At 49.1% G+C, this 19691-nt stretch carries 11 protein-coding genes; 7 read left to right on the forward strand and 4 right to left on the reverse strand.

Translation table 11 applies throughout. The annotated features are described in order from the left end of the window. The first annotated feature begins 5 nt into the window (after positions 1–5). From K9W43_09845 to secY, 3 genes are all read left to right on the forward strand, one after another. On the forward strand, positions 6–548 hold the full coding sequence (locus tag K9W43_09845; protein MCF2137519.1) for an Hsp20/alpha crystallin family protein: 543 nt from the start codon (positions 6–8) through the stop codon (positions 546–548). 18 nt (positions 549–566) lie between these two features. Next, on the forward strand, positions 567–1016 hold the full coding sequence (locus K9W43_09850; protein ID MCF2137520.1) for a 50S ribosomal protein L15: 450 nt from the start codon (positions 567–569) through the stop codon (positions 1014–1016). 205 nt (positions 1017–1221) lie between these two features. Beyond that, positions 1222–2724, forward strand: a complete 1503-nt coding sequence (secY, locus tag K9W43_09855) for a preprotein translocase subunit SecY (GenBank protein ID MCF2137521.1) — start codon at positions 1222–1224, stop codon at positions 2722–2724. 179 nt (positions 2725–2903) lie between these two features. Here secY and K9W43_09860 read toward each other — a convergent pair whose 3' ends face one another. The 3 genes from K9W43_09860 to K9W43_09870 are packed head-to-tail and all read right to left on the reverse strand — an operon-like array spanning position 2904 to position 5019. Further along, complete coding sequence (locus K9W43_09860; GenBank protein MCF2137522.1) at positions 2904–3344, reverse strand: hypothetical protein; 441 nt, start codon at positions 3342–3344, stop codon at positions 2904–2906. Positions 3345–3348: 4 nt separating this feature from the next. Beyond that, entirely contained in the window at positions 3349–4323 is a 975-nt protein-coding gene (locus tag K9W43_09865) for a succinylglutamate desuccinylase/aspartoacylase family protein (protein MCF2137523.1), read from the reverse strand. Positions 4324–4350: 27 nt separating this feature from the next. Then, the gene (locus tag K9W43_09870) at positions 4351–5019 is read right to left on the reverse strand and encodes a hypothetical protein (protein MCF2137524.1); all 669 of its coding nucleotides are present in this window, start codon (positions 5017–5019) and stop codon (positions 4351–4353) included. Between the two features lie 151 nt (positions 5020–5170). Here K9W43_09870 and K9W43_09875 point away from each other — a divergent pair, with 151 nt between their 5' ends. Together K9W43_09875 and K9W43_09880 are read left to right on the forward strand one after the other, a co-directional pair. After that, entirely contained in the window at positions 5171–5563 is a 393-nt protein-coding gene (locus K9W43_09875) for a nucleotidyltransferase domain-containing protein (GenBank protein MCF2137525.1), read from the forward strand. A gap of 1 nt (position 5564) precedes the next feature. Continuing rightward, positions 5565–5990: a DUF86 domain-containing protein gene (locus K9W43_09880; GenBank protein MCF2137526.1), complete on the forward strand. Its 426-nt coding sequence runs from the start codon at positions 5565–5567 to the stop codon at positions 5988–5990. 118 nt (positions 5991–6108) lie between these two features. On the opposite strand, the gene K9W43_09885 is transcribed toward K9W43_09880, so the two are convergent. Next, positions 6109–6384: a hypothetical protein gene (locus K9W43_09885; GenBank protein MCF2137527.1), complete on the reverse strand. Its 276-nt coding sequence runs from the start codon at positions 6382–6384 to the stop codon at positions 6109–6111. A gap of 275 nt (positions 6385–6659) precedes the next feature. Between K9W43_09885 and leuS the strand changes: the two genes are divergently transcribed. Together leuS and K9W43_09895 are read left to right on the forward strand one after the other, a co-directional pair. Continuing rightward, positions 6660–9575, forward strand: a complete 2916-nt coding sequence (gene leuS, locus K9W43_09890) for a leucine--tRNA ligase (protein MCF2137528.1) — start codon at positions 6660–6662, stop codon at positions 9573–9575. 197 nt (positions 9576–9772) lie between these two features. Continuing rightward, entirely contained in the window at positions 9773–19630 is a 9858-nt protein-coding gene (locus K9W43_09895) for an Ig-like domain-containing protein (protein MCF2137529.1), read from the forward strand. The last annotated feature ends 61 nt before the right edge of the window (positions 19631–19691 follow it).

The following is a 19691-nucleotide window of genomic DNA, read 5'->3' on the forward strand; positions in this document are numbered from 1 at the left end:
GCCAAATGTCATGGGACGACCCATTTGATGATTCGGATGATCCGCGAAAGGCCCTGCGTAAATGGTTCGGGGACTTTCTTCCAGACGAGGTCTTCCAGAATCTAGAAGAGATGATGGACCAGATCTTTCGAGAGGTGGCAGAGGGTGGTGTCTTTGATCCCAAACGCATGGACGATCTCATGCGAACCTCGGGCAACATCAGCCCCTTTGTCTTTGGGTTCTCTGTCAAGGTCGGCCCAGATGGCAAGCCTGTAATTCAGCGATTCGGAAATAGGCCTGCACCCGACGGGCCTAGAATGACTCCCGAGCTGGAACCACTTGTTGATGTGATTGAAGAAAACGATGAGATCATAGTGGTTGCTGAGCTACCCGGTGTCGAACACGATCAGGTCAAAGTCAAGGTCAAAGGGAAGACGCTGACCATTGATGTGACAAATCCTGAACGACCTTACCACAAGAGTATCGAATTGCCAAAGAAAGTCAAGAAAGAACAGGCCAAGTCCGCCATGAGAAATGGAGTATTAGAAGTCCGTCTAAAGAAGGCATAGAATGAGGAGTGACATCAGATGCAAAATCGAAGACCAAAACGAATCACAAAGCTGAGAGGGCGAAGAACCGCAGGTTACGGCCGTATCAAGGGTCATCGCGCCTCTGGTCAACGTGGTGGTAAGGGCAATGCAGGCTCTAAGAAGCACCACTACATTAAGGTCATGATGGAGAATCCCCGATACTTCGGCAAATGGGGGTTCAAACGCCCTGCAAGGCTCGTTGAGGAGGTTCGAATCCTCAATATCGGTGAGATCGACCAAAAAGTCGACCGATACGTAGACCGCGGAATTGCAAGCAAGAAGGGCGCCCGATATGTTGTTGATGTTTCCAAGCTAGGAGTCGATAAGATTCTTGGTGGAGGAAAGGTCAAACACAAGCTGGACCTGATAGGTGTGAAGGCTATCAGCGAGAGTGCGAGAACTAAGGTCACCGAGGTCGGTGGAACATTAGATCTCCCAGCCGCTTGATCTCTTCGCGTACGTATGATCGTCTGAACAGGACCGCAGTTTTGTTCTGTTCAGGCATTCTCTACTTTTTCTTATGACTATCATTAGCAAAAGCTGCTAGATACGAGTCCACTAATTCTCTATAAATCACCATCGCGAAGCGACCACTATCTTTAAAGGTCAAACCCAGATGGAACCACAAAAAACCTGCAGGAGACATTGGGTCTTGCCATCTAAGTTTCTAAAAGCCCTGTCACCTCTCGTTCGGATAATGCCTGAGGTCAAGGCACCTGACAGAGAGGTTTCATTTCGAGAAAAGGTCATCTGGACCATTGTGGTCCTGATAATATTCTTGGTCATGTCACATATGCCACTCTATGGTGTTGACAAGACAGCTGGAACCGACTATCTCTGGGCCATGCGAGTCATTCTTGCAAGCACCAGAGGTACACTCATGGAGCTCGGAATTGGACCAATAGTCACTGCAGGTCTTGTGATGCAGCTCCTCTCCGGTTCGAAGATCATAGATGTGGACTACAGCGATTCTGAGGATCGAGCCCTGTTCACTGGTGGTCAGAAAGTCCTTGCAATGTTGATGACTGCCTTTCAGGCCATTGCATACATTCTCGGCAATGCCTACGGTCAGCTCACACCAAACCAGCAGGTCTTGGTGTTTATTCAGCTCTTCGCCTCTGGTGTCATTGTCATCCTCATGGACGAACTGATCCAGAAGGGTTGGGGCCTTGGTTCAGGAGTCTCACTCTTCATCATGACCAATGTTGCTGGTCGTGTCATGTGGAACTCCTTCAACTTGCTTGAACTCGAGTCCGCCGCACCTGATGGTTACACTGGTCCTGGTGGCACACGGCTGCCCAAGGGGATCATTGCAGCAATAGTTGTCAACATTCTCCGATGGTTTGGTATTGGTACACAGACAAACCCCGCCGTTGACGCTGTTTGGCTGTTCTTCAGGAATGGCTACGATCCGAGTATCTTTGCGCTGATTGTCACCTTTGGCATATTTTTTGCAGTATTGTGGATGGAGTCCGTCCGTGTTGAGATCCCGCTTCAATATGCAAAGTATAGGGGCATGAAGGCGCGTTACCCGATCAAGTTGCTCTATACCTCAAATATTCCTGTCATTCTCGCACAGGCTCTGTATGCGAACATCCTCTTCTTTGGGCAGATCGTCTATAACAACTGGAACTCTGATCGAAGCAATCCATTCCTCAATCTTCTTGGGACGTTCACGCAACAGGAAGGTAGTAGTAGGATGATTGCGGATGGAGGTCTCGCCCGCTATATCACTCCTCCACAGGGGCTCATGGTCTTTCAGCAACCTGATGGGATATTACATATCATCATCTACGCGCTTCTTATGATCCTCCTCTGTTGGGGCTTCAGTGTGATTTGGGTCGATATCAGCGGGATCGCACCACGTGATGTGGCACAGCAGCTCCTCAGCTCTGGTTACATTGTTCCAGGGTTCAGACGAAGCGAGAAGGTCCTCCAGCGATTGTTGGATCGCTACATCCCCATAGTTGCAGGCCTTGGTGGATTCCTTATTGGTATCTTAGCCGCAGTTGCGGATATCATGGGTGCTCTGGCGAGTGGCACGGGTATCTTGCTGATGGTATCTATCATCAAGCAATACTACGAGCAGATTGCTAAGGAGCAGCTTGCAGGCATGGGCGGCGAAGGCATGGCCGGCCTGCTTGGAATCATGTAGATCAATTATAGGCTGTCCGGTGTTCCTTCGGGAAGCACGTTCTCCCGAAGGCCCCGGCCTATTCTCTCTCTTTTTCTTTAGATTGTCAATTTCTTGTAATTGACTGCAAAATTAGTGCAAACTCTCTATGGCGTGAATTATGCTGTCACTGATTGCTGAGACCTCTTCGGAGTGTTTCTTCACTTCGAGTCAAGCATATGTTGGATCTTCGAGAGGTGTCTTGAGCGTTTTACAGCCGTTGGGGTGATCTCAAAGACCTTCCCTCTCTCAACCACATAATGAGCGGTTTCGACTTCAGAAGTGAAATGGCGCTTAATGTCCTCAATGACATAATGGAGTTGTACACAATGAGGACTGCCATCCACGGTGAGAGCAGTCACTCGCTTGATCCCAGAATATCGAATTATGGATGCGATTTTGAATCCGGCATGGTTCACATGCATCTCTTCCATGCATACATCGAGAACGGCCTGGCCACCATCGCGTTCACGGAACTCTTTGACGATTTCTGGATATCGTGATCTCATACAGCTTCCTATCAATAATAAACGACCCGACTCACGGAGTCTTCGGTCGCCCACATTGATCCTCATAAGTGCCTCATCATGGTCGCATTCCATGGTCTTACCACTTCCTTCTCGGTGGTGAGGTCCTCTCTTCTTCTACGGGTGATGAGGCCCATCTATCAATGAGTGGAGATGCCACTTGTGCTATCACATCTCCCTCAAAGACATATGACATCCGACCAATACCAATCACTGCGCCTCCAAATGGGGATCGTACCTCTTTACGGTCTTGAATCTGCCCAATCACATCTTCGGGCGATACGACCTCACCGAGATTGATTGTTGGAATGAAGAACCCCTCTGCATCAACATTGATCTGTTGTAGTGACCCCATCATAGTGTTTGAGACCTCGATACTGTCACCCGGAATGATTCCCGTGATCCGTAGAAAGTTGGCGATTGCTTCTTTGACCTCCACAGCAGCCTGTGGATCAACTTCGCCTCTTCCCCCACGCATCTCGATGGTGACTGCGGGTATCCCCTCATGGGCAACTTCCACATGCATCGCGCCTCTTGTACCCGCGCTCTGTACAACAAAGGGGAGTGACAATTGTGAGGCAAGATTCCTGACGTGAATATAGTCCCGGTGCAGTGCGACAATGTGGCTGGTGCAGGAGAGATGACCCGTTCTTAGATGGATGACGTATTGCGCTTGTACGGCACGTCTCCAGATCGCCCAGGCCGTTCGTTCTGTCACGCTTCCACGTTCATTCCCCGGAAATGTGGAATCAATGTCTTTGGAATCGAGCGGTGAGACCTGCACACCTAGGCGGAATGGGAGCGGATTTGCAACGGGGAGCACGGTCACCGATCCATCAATTCTGTCCAGTTCTTGCAGGTGCTTCATTATCAGATAGGCAGCATAGACATCTGTCGCCGAGACCCCGTTCATTCCTGCGACGACTAGCACATTAGGTCTATCCTCACCATATGTATAGAATCCCAGAGTGCTGCCAGTCTTGAGATCAATATCTACTGCATCTACAGTCGGTTTGACCATTGATGGTTCCTCTTCAGATCGGTATGCTCTCATTGCCATAATGCGATATTAACCGCTGTATCACACAAACCAGTCTCTCTCACAGTTGAAGAGCAATACATCAGTCTTGAAATCACGTTTCAATAAAGAATCATGTCTTCCAATCGTGTATTGATTTGCGGCTCTTATGCACGAGTCTGTTCCATTATCCTTGCAGTATGATAAAACAAGTTCAGGGTGACCGCATGCATCTGGTTGTCCAATCCATATGAGTGGGATTTTCTTTCTTACAATATCAATTGCATCCATTGATAGAAATGGTTCCCAACTCATTATGACCACTGATGGATCATACTTTTCGATTGATTCCAATGCCGTGATGGTCTCAACCTCTTTTGAGAATGCGATTCGGTACCTATCAGATTTGGCATCGGTTGCTATGATTTTGTGGTCTACAAGTGGTGTGAGAAACTTCGTGAGAACCCCGTCCCCGCTCATGACCTCTACTATCGGGCCATGTCGGCCACATTTCTGGTTGATAGTATTAATCAGATTTGCCAGCTCGGACACAAACTCTCTACTGTATACCTGAAATATCCAGCGTCCTCCAAGGTTGGACCCGTTGAAGTACTTTTTCAAGTCCCACGTTCGCTCGACTGTTTCAAGGATTTCTTTTATCTCTGCAAATGGTCGAAGTCTATCGTGGATGTCGATGAATACGTTTCTGACTGTCATCCAGTCGGGAATCATGACCCTCCAGTTCGCCTGCGCCTTATGATGATATTGCACAAGGCAAGCGATTTACGGATGTTTGTACATTGTCAAGTTTCTATCAATTGTCTTATTAGGTCATAATTCAATAGAACTTGTGAGTTAAGATTTCAAGTACTTGGTGATCATAATGCTCTCCCCCGAAAGGCTCCGTGATATTCTTCTTGAACTCGGTGGTGAGAGTATTGATCTGATCATTCTATTTGGTTCTCGTGCTCGAGGAGATTCTCATCTTCATAGTGACACAGACATAGCTATACACACAACATTGCCGGGTAAGGAGACACGTTGGAATCTTTTGCTTCAACTCACATCTGCTGTTAATGGTCCAAATTTTCATACAGACCTTGTCATACTTGAGGATGTAGATTGGTCACTAAAATATCGAATTGCACGTGATGGCAAGGTCTTGTACGAGAGAGATCATGCTTGGGCCCGATTTAAGGCACGAGTGATGAAATACTACCCCGACTATCGTATTTTTGAGAAAAAGTATCTTGATATGGCACTGAGGGGACTATGACATGGCAATTGACTCTGTTGTTGTTCGTAGAAGAATATCTCATATTCTCTCTAAACTTGAATATTTGCGGCAGCAACTCCCTATTACGCTTGAAAAGCTTGAAGATTTGACGCTGCTACAGTCGATTGAGCGCTGTTTGGAAGTAATTGGCCAAGCCATAATTGATATCTCCGCCAGCATATTGGCTGAACTACACGAGCCAATTCCTAAAAGCTATAGGGAGACTGTGATTGCTCTTGGTACGCGTAATATTATTGGCTCTGATCTAGCGCAACGCCTTGCGAATTTAGCAAGCATGAGAAATATACTTGTTCACGAATATCTCGAGGTTGATCTTGATATTATTGTTCGGACGGTGCCATTGGTCTTGGATGACGCGCATGAGTTTATTACTGCTGTAAATCGTCTGTTGAAAAAATCCGAATGAGCATGAATCGAAGACTATCAGAAGTGCAATGGTTAGATGGTGAATAGTATCTCACGCATTTGTTGATAGTGTAAATGCTGACCGAAACCACATGATTCCTTCTTTATCGCAATGGCTTTCATGTTGCATACCGCTTATCGACCTTTTTTGTTAGATACGGAAGTACAAAGGCCAATGTGATTGCATACCATATCAGGACTATTCCAACTATTCCCCAGTAAGTCGGACCGTTTGGTTGTGGATTGATAGTTGACCTAATCCAATCGTCCACGAGTACAAGCAATATGAGTGGACCAAGAAGAAATACTACAATGATCACATACTTGATTAATTCCCTCGTTAGGGCGGTTTTGTTTATTGAAACCGAATATTCATCATCTTTTGATTCACTCATGGTATGACGCCCCTTCTCGTTGCTCTTGATGTGAATTAGTATATGATGACTTGTATTGCTCAAAATGTGATCGGATAAAGTAAATATATTTTATTACATTTACTGTGAATTGTCCAAAGCTCTATAAGGGACAATGACATGAGCAGGTTGCGAGAGTGAGCCAGGATGGATTGCGTTCTCAATTAATACCAGTTGCTTTTTCGAGGCCTTTATAGAGGGTACTCGTTTCGGCTCATTCGTCGGTCATTCAATAACTTGTACAGAGGTCAGTGAATTTGAGCGATAGTGAGAGTGAATTTGCAAAGATTGAGAAGAAGTGGCAGCGCCGCTGGGCCAAGGACAAGATCTTCGAGGCGGATCCAGACCCCAACCGACCGAAGTTCTTCCTTACAGTGCCCTATCCCTACACGAATGGCGCGCTGCATATTGGGCATGGTAGGACCTATACGGTTGGAGACCTGATTGCCCGCTACAAGAGAATGCGTGGATACAATGTCCTCTTCCCGATGGCCTCACACATGACCGGGACTCCCATTCTAGGGATGGTCGAGCGGATCAAAGTAGGTGACAAAAAGGCCATTGAACAATACAAACGTGACCTGCGGCTCTATCTGGATACTGAGGAGGAAGTGGATGCGCAGCTGGCCAAGTTCACTGACCCATGGACCACGGCCAAGTTCTTTGCAAATGCGATCTCTGCTGACTTCAAGGCTCTCGGGTATAGTATTGACTGGCGACGAAAGTTCACGACTGGCGATAAGGAGTATAATCAGTTTGTCAGTTGGCAATATCACAAGTTCAAAGACAAGGGCTACCTGAAACAGGGTGACTATCCACTACTCTATTGTCCAAACTGCGGAAACCCCGTTGGAGAAGACGACCTGCTGGAGGGTGCTACAGCCAAGATCAAGGAGTTCACCGCTATCAAGTTCGGATTCAAGGATGGCTACATAGTCCCTGCCACTCTACGCCCTGAGACCATCTTTGGCGTCACGAACATGTGGATCAACCCAAAGGAGACCTATGTATGGGCACTGGTCAACGGGGAGAAGTGGCTGATCTCCGAGGCTGCGGCTGAAAAGCTCAGGCTTCAGGCCAAAACGGTTGAGATATTGGAGAAGTTCCCCGGGTCAGAGGTAGTCGGTCAAAAATTCTCTGCGATACATGATGATAGAGAACTGCCGATTCTCCCTGCTGACTTTGTTGATCCCAACAATGCCACAGGTGTTGTCTATTCCGTTCCAGCCCATGCACCCTTCGACTACATTGCCCTACGAGACCTCTGGGAAGACCCCTCAGGTCTGGAGCAATACGGTATCTCGGCCGAGGATGTTCGTGGTATTCAGATGATCAGCATGATCGATATCGAGGGCTATAGCGAGTTCCCTGCAAAGGACGCAGTCGAAAAACGCAATATCACGTCACAGGACGAAGACGAGGCATTGGAGGAGGCAACTCAGGAGATCTACAAGGCTGAGTTCTATAGTGGTATCATGAAGGACAACTGTGGCCAGTTCTCAGGGCGCCCTATCAAGGATGTCAAGGATGAGGTGGTCGCATGGATGAAGTCCATCAACAGATGCGATGTATTCTACGAGCCCGATCAGCGTCCTGTTGTCTGCAAGTGCGGTACTGATGTCCAAGTTGGTGTCTTTGCTGGTCAGTGGTTCCTCGACTATCTGGCTCCCGGCTGGAAGGACAATGCTCACAAGGCACTCGACTCGATGGATATCGTGCCTGATCTATTCAGAAATCTCTTCGAGGCCACCTTTGATTGGCTGACGCAGAGACCGTGTGCGCGCAAGCGCGGGATTGGGACACGTCTGCCCTTCGACCCTGACTGGATCATCGAGTCGCTGTCTGATTCCACGATCTATATGGCCTACTACACGATCAGTCACAAGATCCGTGCGCACAAGTTAAAGCCAAAGCAGTTGACCGTTGGCTTCTTTGACTACGTGTTTCTGGGTAAGGGGAAGCCGGAGAAGGTATCAGAGGAGACCGGAATAGATGCCACGATCTTGGAGGATCTGCGGTCAGAGTTTCTATACTGGTATCCAAATGACCAGAGGCATACTGCGCCCTCTCACATCACAAACCATCTGAGCTTTGCGATCTTTCATCATGTGGCTATCTTCCCCAAGAAGCACTGGTTGAAATGTATCAGCCTGAACGAGCACGTGATCAAAGAGGGAGCGAAGATGTCCAAGTCTAAGGGCAACGTGATCCCCCTCGTTGAAATCCCTCAGAAGTATGGGGCCGATGTCTATCGTACTTATGTCATCTCAGCAGCAGAGCCTGCAAGTCTGATGGACTGGCGAGAACGAGATGTGCCTGCTGTCCGAAATCGTCTGCGACGGTTTGCGGAAATCATGAAAAAGTACTCGCGTAAAGAACCACGAGTCTATCGGAAGAAGGATCACCCCACCATGGTGACGCGATGGGTCCTCTCACGGGTCAATTCCATCGTGCGGGACTGCACAGAGTACCTCGACTCGTTCAAGCTCCGTGACTATGCCATTAACTCAATGACCGAGATGATCCGTGTCATCAACCACTACCTGCGCCGGAAGGAGGTTCCGAAGGAGGAACGTGAGAGTACGATGGCTTACGTCTGTGATATCTGGGTGCGCTTGGTAGCTCCGATGACTCCACATATTGCAGAAGAGTTCTGGTCAAAGATGAAGCGTGATGGCTATGTTTCTCTTGCGCAGTGGCCAAAATATGACAAGAAGCTGATCGATCCTGCTATCGAGAGCGCCTTTGATGTGGTCACCTCTACAATCGCAGACATACGTGAGATTAAAGGTCTATTGAAAGGTCAGAGTCCTACTCGGGTACATATCTATGTGGCCCCTCAGTGGAAGTTTGACCTGATGGACACGGTCAAGAAGGCAGATGTACCTCTGATAGTCGGTCAACTGATGAAATTGATCATGTCAAATCCGGACTTCAAAAAGTACGGAAAGGATGCACAGGCCCTCGTGACCAAGATCGTCAAGGAGAATGGGCTATGGCCGCATGCTGCAAGTGCCCGTGCGGAGATGGAGGCGCTTCAGAGTTCTGCGGCCTATATGCAGGACGAACTGGGAATGGAGATTATCGTGCATAAGGCAGAGAGACCTGACTATGATCCTCACAACAAGGCACGTTATGCGCGACCCGGTAAAGTGTCTCTTTTCCTCGAATAGAGCAGATATTCCGCAAAATCGTTATGAGATTGGGGCGGAGGCTAACACAGTTTCCGCATCCCTCTCTCGTAACATAAATATCCCCTTTTGTCATTGATGCAAACGAATGTGACGCTTGCGGCGCTCTAAGAATCAAAGCCCCTGTTGCTACAAAGCGATGGTTTTCTTATTGTGCTGTGGATTGTGGAGGAACCTTAATGCATTTGACGAAGCTCCGAATTGGACTTGTAGCTGGAGTTCTTTTGTTTATGTTTGTAGTGCAACTATTTCCACTGGCAAATAGTGGCGCATTGAACTGGTACGAACACGACGATCGAGCCATGGTTGTTGGTGACTATGGTCTAAACTCGCTTCTGCAACCTGTCGATCGGACTGTGGTCCCAGTGACGACTCCTAAACTCTCACCTGTGAAGATAGTGACGCCTTCCAATGTGATCGATTTTGAACAGAGAAAGGCCGAAATTTTTGCCTCTGTTGATCACAACTCTAACAAGATTCATGATTCTCTGGAGAAGACGATTGCTCTTCGCGAATCTACTGGTTCTGTTGATGGTCCTGTGAGTGTGATCGTGGCTGTGCGGGATGGCGAGCTTGATGATGCGATCAACTATTTTGAGATGCTTGGCGGCACTCTGACCCGGCGTCTTGAGGGCGCGTTCTATGGGCTGGCTGGAAACATCTCCGCCAGTAAAGTCGCAGACCTTGCTAATTTTGGAGATGTTGAGCTTGTCGAGGAGAACCAGCAGATGGTCCGCCATATGGACACTGCTACGCTTCTCACGAATGTTAGAACGTACGTATGGGACACTCTAGGTTACAGAGGTGATTCCAACAGTGCAATTGCAATTCTCGATACTGGTATCGACGACTCCCATACAATGCTCTCTCCATATGCCTCTGGTGATTTTACTAACGGAAAGATAGTAGGTTGGCATGATGCCACTTCTGATAACTCGGCCTCCCCTGAAGACATGAATAGTCATGGCAGTCATTGTGCGGGGATTGCAGCAGGCAAGGAGTATGACTCTCAGCTTCCTGATGGCCGAATCCGGACAACATGGGGGATCAAGTACTCGCTCTCCAGTAGTGCCTCTGGGTTCTTCTCGTATTATATTCAGGTCAAGGCTGCCGGTCGAATTGATATCATGACGCTGTGGAGCGGGGGCACAAACGTCGGTAGTTCGGAAGTCCGACTGGTGGCACCTAATGGCACAATTGTTGACTCTGTTGTCTCTACAGCATCCCAACGTAATCTCACGGCAACGATCAACTCCAATGAGACCGGGATCTGGTCCGTCAAGATACAGGTCTCCTATCCGTCTGGAGGTGGGGAGTTCCGTGCTGTCGGTATCAATGTCTATCCCTACTCCACACCGAGCGACTCGCATGGTCGATTTAGCGGAGTCGCACCTGATACTAAATTAGTGAGCGTCAAGGTCTTTGACAATAGTGGCTCTGGTTCCTCTACCGATCTTGTTGATGGTCTTAACTGGGTCTATAACAATGCTCAGACCTATCACATCACTGTTGCCTCAATGAGTCTTGGTTTTTCAAGCACTGTGGCCTCTGTAGATACTGCTACAGCAAACCTTGTGTCAAAAGGAATTGTCACAGCGGTCAGTGCAGGTAATGATGGTCAAGGTGCGAATCATATCAACACGCCTGGGCATGTGAATGAGGTGATCTGTGTCGCGGCATCTGGTGACCACAATCAGATAACCGACTACTCCTCTGAGGGTCCCGGTCATCTCAATACTGCAAAACCCGATCTTGCAGCTCCCGGTGGCGTGTCCACTCAGGGCGCAATTCTCTCTGTTGACTCAAATGATCAAGAGGCGGATGGTGCTTTCTCAGAACAGCAGTCAAATGATATGGCTCTCATGCAGGGAACCTCTATGTCCTGTCCCTATGTTGCAGGACTGGCCGCTCTCTTAGTGGATGCCATGGGCGGCTACAGCAGCTGGACATACGATAGCACAGCCAAACCTTACACTGTGAAGCAGCTGCTTATGATGACCAGCTATGAGATCGGAACGATCAATCGTGGCGGTAAGGACACTGTCGAGGGGTATGGTCGAGTGAACGCCGACGCAGCTCTGGAGGCCTATCTCTATGAACACACGATTGGCACTTCCGAATCCGCCACCATTGTCACTGGTGATATTGGTCGGAAGGCTTGGGCCCGCCATCTCACTCTGACCAGCGGCACGACCTATACATTCAATCTTGATGTCCCCGCTGGGGCCGACTTTGATCTCTATCTCTATGATGGTTCATATGACACCTATGGTGAGCCTATCTTACTCGCAAAATCGATCAACTTTGCCACGGGTGCCTCCGAACATATCACGTTCACCCCATCTTCAACTGGTACGTACTATATCGTTGTCAAATACATCCGTGGAAGTGGTGGGACCTTTACTTTCTCCAGCCAGTCTGGAACATCATTTCCGTCTGTGAGTATCGTCACGCCTGCTGAGAACGCTCAGTTGACGGGCGAGTTCACAGTTCAGGTCTCTGCCAGTGGTACTGGTCTGTCCTCTGTCAGCCTGCGTTTCTGGAATGATACATGGATCGATCTCACTAACGATTACAACTCAGGTACTGGTTACTATGAGTACACAATGAATGTGTCCTGTCTTGAGTCAGGAAATGTGACCTTCCTTGCCAAGGCTATAGGTAGCGGTGGTACAAGCTATGACTCATCTAATGTCTGGGTTCAGACCTACAGCCCACAGATTCTTCTTGTCGATGATGACAATGGAGGCACTTTCGAAAAATATTATATTGCTGCATTGAATGCCTTAGGGTTTGCTGAAGGCTCCGGCTTTGATAGATGGACGGTCTCCAGTGATGGCTCTCCCTCATCCGCAACTCTCCAGTCCTATGAGATAGTGATCTGGTTCACCTCAAATGACTATCAGACAACACTGACCTCCACAGACCAATCAAATCTACAGGCCTTTCTCACCAATGGTGGCAAGCTCTTCATCAGTGGTCAGGACATTGGTTACGATTCTAACGGGTCTTGGGAAACTTGGCTTCAGACATATCTTCATGGTGACTATATCTCGGACGATACGAATGCTGGCCAAGTAAACGGTGTGGCAAGCGATCCCATCTTTGATGGTGTGAGCTATGCGTTAGGAGGAGGCGATGGTGGCGGTGATAATGGCTATCCCGATCAAATCTCACCAGTCAATGGTGGTGTCCAATGTCTCCAATATGCCGTTTCGGGATCACCTGGTGCTGCGGTTTCCTATTCTGGAAGCTATCGTGTGGTCTATTTCGGATTCAACTTTGAGGCTATCTCCTATGCCGCGGATCGTGTGGACGCTCTTGATCGCATTCTGAACTTTCTGGGCGTTGATGCGGCTCCCACTCTCCATGTGACTTCCCCTGAACGGAACTCGTGGGTCTCTTCTCCGTTCACAGTAGTCTATTCAGCCTCGGATGATGTGTCTGTTTCATATGTGGAATTCTATTTGGATGGGCAGTATCAGGCTCGTGCGGTGAGTGACCCTGTCAATATCACCTCTGATGAGGGTGACCACACGCTGCGAGTCATTGCTGTAGACAGTCTTAAGCAGATCACGGTGCGACAGATTATACTACATGTCGATAATACGGATCCAACAGTCACCTTTGTGACTCCAGATGCGGGGGCTGTTGTGACCAGTGGGACAACCGTGGATGTGGAGGTTTCCGACGCACATCTAGACACTGTGAATTATCACTGGGACTCTGACTCATGGCAGACTTTCGCCTCTCCATATGATACTCAGGTCCCTACAGGCGATGGGACTCATACGCTCTACGTCCAAGCGACCGATCTTGCTGGTAATCAGGTCACGACCTCTCGTCAGTTTGTCTGTGATGATACCGCACCTACCATCACGCTTGTCAGCCCCGCAGATGGCAGTGTCCAGCCAAGTGGTGCGACTGTGGATCTATCGATCTCCGATACCCATCTCAGTACAGTCTACTACCACTGGGATTCCGGCTCATGGGCAGTCCTCCCCTCTCCATATGATACGTCCATTCCCTCTGGCGATGGGTCTCACACGTTGTATGTGAATGCGACAGACGAGGCTGGGAACTATAGGCAAAGTTCCTATTCCTTCACAACAGATGACACAGCTCCTACGATCACTCTGGTGTCGCCAGCGAATAATACGGAACAATCCGGTGGTACAACAGTCAACTTGGATATTTCTGATACGCATCTCAGTACCGTCTATTATAGATGGGATACTGGTTCTTGGGGTGTGCTGTCCGCCCCTTATGATACTCAGATTCCATCTAGCGAAGGCGCACACACTCTATATGTCAATGCCACCGATGAGGCTGGAAATAACGCGGTTCGCAAATATCTGTGGAACGTGTCATATTCAGGGTCAGCGCCTATTGTGAATCTTACCGCTCCGGCCGCAGGCGGTGTTCAGCCGAGTGGAACGACTATTTCTCTGAACATAACAGATCCAGATGGGGATCTCAGTACGGTCTATTACCGATGGGATACTGGTTCATGGGCAGTACTCCCCTCGCCATATGAAACGACCCTCCCCTCTGGTGATGGCAACCATACGTTGTATGTGAATGCGACGGACAGCCAAGGTCATATCACTCTACAGAACTTCTCATTTGTGACTGATGATACAAGCCCCACTATCACACTGAACTCTCCAGCGGATGGATCTGTGATTAACTCAGGAACCGTCATCGATATTGGGATATCTGACGCGAACGCTCTGTCCTCTACTCTCTACAATTGGGACGGGGGGTCGAACTTGACCCTTAGTAGTCCGTACGATATCACCGTCACTGGGCTGTCTGAAGGCAGTCATACCCTGTACGTCTATGCGCAGGATGAGGCTGGAAATTGGGGCGATGCATCCTATACCTTTGTGATAGATGATACTGCTCCAGTGATCACTCTGAACTCCCCTTCAGATGGGTCCGAGATCCAGTCCGGTACGATGATCGATCTTGACGTTACTGATAGTCATTCTGTGGCATCGGTCCTCTACAATTGGGACGGAGGTACTAATACAACCCTCTCCAGTCCGTATGATGTCGATACGAGCGGTCTATCCGATGGCTCGCATGTATTGAACATCTATGCACAGGACGAGGCTGGGAACTGGGCGCATGAGACCTACTCATTCACTATTGATGACACTTCACCTACGATCACACTGAACTCCCCTTCAGATGGGTCCGAGATCCAGTCTGGCACGACAATCGATCTCACAGTCACCGATGGACATACATTGTCTCAAGTGCTGTACAACTGGGACGGCACTTCCAATGCGACTCTCGGAAGTCCGTATGATGTGACGACCACTGGGCTCTCAGAAGGAAGTCACACGTTACACGTTTACGCACAGGACGCGGCAGGTAATTGGGCCAGTGAGGATTATACGTTCGTGATTGATGACACAGCACCTACGATCACGCTGGACTCCCCTTCAGATGGTGCTGAGATTCAATCCGGGACAACGATTGATCTGAGCGTCACAGACAGTCACACCATTGCCCAAGTGCTGTACAACTGGGACGGCTCCTCTAATGCCACGCTCTCTGCTCCTTATGATGTGTCTACTGCGGGTCTCAGTGAGGCGACTCATACCCTCCACGTCTACGCACGAGATGCGGCAGGGAACTGGATCGGGACGACATACTCGTTCGTGATTGATGACACAGCACCTTCCATCGTTCTCAATGCACCTGCTGACGGTGCGGAGATCATCTCAGGTACTGTAATCGACCTCGACATAGTGGAAGCAAACACACTGTCAGATGTCCATTATCACTGGGATAGTAATACAAACACTCCCTTGAGCAGTCCTTATGATGTGAGTACTGCTGGACTATCTGAGGGTTCTCATTCTCTGACGGTCTATGCTCAGGATGCTGCTGGAAATTGGAATCAGCATGTGTACTCCTTTGTCATTGACGATACCGCGCCAGTGATCACACTTGTATCCCCCTCAAATGGGTCGCTCATTACCTCAAGCACAACCATTGATCTCAGCATTACCGATTCCAATACACTGAATCAGGTACTCTACAACTGGGATGAGACCTCAAATACAACATTGTCTTCTCCTTATGATGTCACGGCCGCCGGACTCTCGGAGGGCACCCACTGGCTCTATGTCTATGCACAGGATGCAGCGGGCAATGAGGCCTCCTCAAAATATCAATTCACTGTGGATGATACTGCACCTGTGATACTGCTCAACAGCCCCTCTAATGGGTCCGAAATCCAGTCTGGGACACTGATTGATCTGTCGGTCACAGACTCTCACCTTGATTATGTGTGGTACAACTGGGATGGTGGAACTAACTCTACACTGACCAGTCCATTTGATATCTCAACATCCGGATTGGCTGAAGGAACCCACCTTCTTACAGTCTATGCTCAGGACGAGGCAGGTAATCAGGCACAAGAAACCTATCCGTTCCTTATCGATGATACTTCACCCACCATTACTCTTCTCTCACCTGCGGATGGGTCTGAAATCAAATCTGGTACGATTATATCCCTTAACATCTCCGAGAACAACACGTTAGAGACAACCCTCTACAACTGGGATGGTGGTTCCAACTCATCACTGAGTTCGCCCTACGACGTTGGTACCAGTGGTCTTGCTGAAGGCACTCACACCCTTCATGTCTATGCTATTGATTGCGCAGGGAACGGGCAGCACTCTGTCTACACATTCATCATCGACGACACCGCCCCCACGATCACCCTAGAGAGTCCAAGTGATGGCTCTGAAATTCCCTCTGGTACCACTATTGACTTGAGTGTGACCGATGACAACACCATTGCAACAGTCCTCTATGCATGGGATGGAGATGCGAATGCGACCCTCTCCAGTCCATATGATGTCTCGACTTCTGGTCTGAGTGAGGGATCACATACACTGCACATCTACGCATCAGATGCTGCTGGCAATTGGGCAGGGAACACCTACTCCTTTGTGATCGACGACACACCGCCCACGATTTCGCTTCTCTCCCCCTCAGATGGTTCTATAATTCAATCTGGGACTACTGTTGATCTGGATGTTTCTGAGACCAACACATTGGTCGAGACCCTATATGCATGGGACAGTGATGCTAACTCATCACTCACAGCGCCATATGATGTTACTACAACTGGTCTTAGCGAGGCATCCCATACCCTCTATGTCTACGCACGAGATGCGGCTGGCAACTGGGCCAAGAGCACTTACACATTCGTGATCGATGACACTGCTCCTCAAATCACCCTTGTCACTCCCACTAATGGCGCCGAGATCCAGTCTGGCACAACTATTGACCTTGACGTGTCAGACACACATGTCCTCTCTCAAGTCCTCTTTGCATGGGATGGCGGAGCAAACAGCTCTCTCCCATCACCTTATGACATTGATACATCTGGACTGGCAGAAGGATCTCATACCCTTGATGTCTATGCATCTGACTCTGCTGGTAATTGGGCGCACGAGGTCTATTCGTTCCAAGTGGATGACACGGCCCCCACGATCACCCTGAACGCTCCTGCGAACAACTCAGTCGTTGCTACTGGCTCAGTGGTGGACTTGGATGTTAGTGATGCGAACACACTCTCACTGGTTCAATACTCGTGGGACGGAGGCACCTTGACTGTACTCAGCAGCCCCTATGATATCACGATCAGTGGACTTGCAGAGGGTGGTCATACCCTTGGTGTATACGCTAGTGATGCTGCCGGAAATAATGCGCATAGGCTCTACCAGTTTGTGGTGGATGATACTCCACCCACGATCTCATTGATCGGTCCGGCAAATAATACCCTCCAGCCGAGTGGCACAACTGTTGAGGTGTCCATTGTGGATGTTCATCTTGACATAGTCGGATACCATTGGGACAGCGATGCGTGGAATATCTGGACCGCTCCGTATCACACACAGACCCCCTCCGGTGATGGTTCCCACTCATTGTACGTGGAGGCAACTGATGAGGCTGGTCATACCACTACAACCACAATTGTGTATGTGATTGATGACACTCAGCCAGTAGTGGTCTTGAACGGTCCCGCCAATAATACACGGCATCATAGTGGAACACTTGTGGATGTGTCCGTGTCCGATCTTCATCTCAGCACGGTCTATTACCACTGGGACTCTGCGGCTTGGGCAGTCTGGTCCTCACCTTATGATACGAGCATGCCTGCTGGAGATGGCGATCACTCGTTATACGTCAATGCCACTGATGAGGCTGGTAACTGGCAATATGTCCACTACCTGTTCATCACTGACGATGCGACTCCTCTGGTGATTCTCCATTCCCCTGCTAATAATACGGTTCAGGTGAGCGGCACACTGGTCAATGTATCTGTGTCCGATAATGATCTCGACACGGTCCGCTATCACTGGGATGGAGATGATTGGAGTATCTGGCCAGCACCCTATGACACCTATGTTCCAACTGGTGATGGATCGCACACGCTCTACGTCTGGATCAATGACACTGCGGGGAATGAAGAGTCTGTACGATACACTTTCACAACTGACGACTCTGCTCCTGTTGTGGTGCTCATTGCTCCACTCAATACAACAGTTCATGTGAGTGGCACGACCATAGACCTTGATGTGTCAGATGCGCACCTCTCTACTGTGTACCTTCAGTGGGATGGTGGTTCTTGGACACTTGTGGCAAGTCCATTCGATTCATTGTTGCCAGTAGGCGACGGTTCTCACACTCTTCTTGTCAATGCAACCGATGAAGTTGGCAACTCACAGATTGAGCAATTCGTCTTTGTGACCGATGATACTGCACCGGCTATTGATCTTGTCCATCTTCAGAATGGTACAGTTCATCAGTCAGGTATCTCGGTCGAGGTGTCAGTTACCGAGGCCAATGCTCATACGGTCGAATTCCGCTGGGATGGGGCCACATGGCAGGTATGGTCCACACCCTATGCAACCATCTTACCCTCAACGGACGGTTCACATACACTTGACATCCGGGCTACAGATGAGGCTGGCAATACTGCAACACGTACTTACGTGTTCTATGTAGATGACACTGATCCAGTGATCGAACTCGACTCCCCTGCGGATCACTCAGTTCAACCAAGTGGTACATCTGTGCAGTTCACTGTGACAGACACTCATCTTGATTATGTGGCTTGCAGTTGGGATGGTGAAACTTGGGTGAATCTGACTGCTCCTTACTCAACAGCACTCCCATCAGGTGACGGTTCTCATACCCTCCAGATCAATGCCACAGATACTGCTGGCAACACTGTCACTGTCAAGTACATATTCACAGTTGATGATACCGCCCCTGTGCTCACTCTTGTATCACCCACCAATGGCACCATTCATCAGAGTGGTGTTGATATCAGTTTCTCGATCTTGGATGAGCATCTTGATTCTGTGCGTTTCCAGTGGGATGGTGGCTCATGGGTGCCTCTGTCCACGCCGTACACGATACAATTGCCTTCTGGTGACGGGTTTCATGCGCTGGTAGTGGAAGCCACTGATGCGGCTGGCCACACTGCAAATCTGCATGCGTCCTTTGTTACGGACGATCAAGCCCCCATTCTAGACACCCCTGATGATGTCGAGTATGTCGAGGGTACAACTGGGCACTCCGTTGAATGGACACCTCATGATCTCCACGCCGCGAACTATACGGTGTATCTTGATGGTGATGTCCTTGCACAAGGGCTATGGACCGACTCTGAGGCGATCTCGGTATCAATCGATGGACTTGCACAAGGAACACACACATTGAGCATTGAACTTGAGGACGGAGCTGGAAATACTGTTTCAGATGACCTAGTTGTTACTGTTACACCAATGTCCACTAGCACCACTACAACGACAACTGTGACCACAACAACCCCCATTACAACAGCAACCCCCACACCCACGACTACTTCTAGCAGTGGCCTCCCAGACATACTTGGAATGAGCTTTGGTGTCTTTATCACAATGATCGGTACCAGTATTCTCATAGTGCTGGTAGTATTTTTCTTTGCAGTCCGACGTGGCGCTCCTGCTGGAAAATAAGTAAAATCCCGAGAAGGAGAGTATGTGCTATACATACGTCTCCTTTCTCTCCTTGTTTGAT

It is taken from the genome of Candidatus Thorarchaeota archaeon (assembly GCA_021498125.1).
GTDB lineage: Archaea > Asgardarchaeota > Thorarchaeia > Thorarchaeales > Thorarchaeaceae > B65-G9.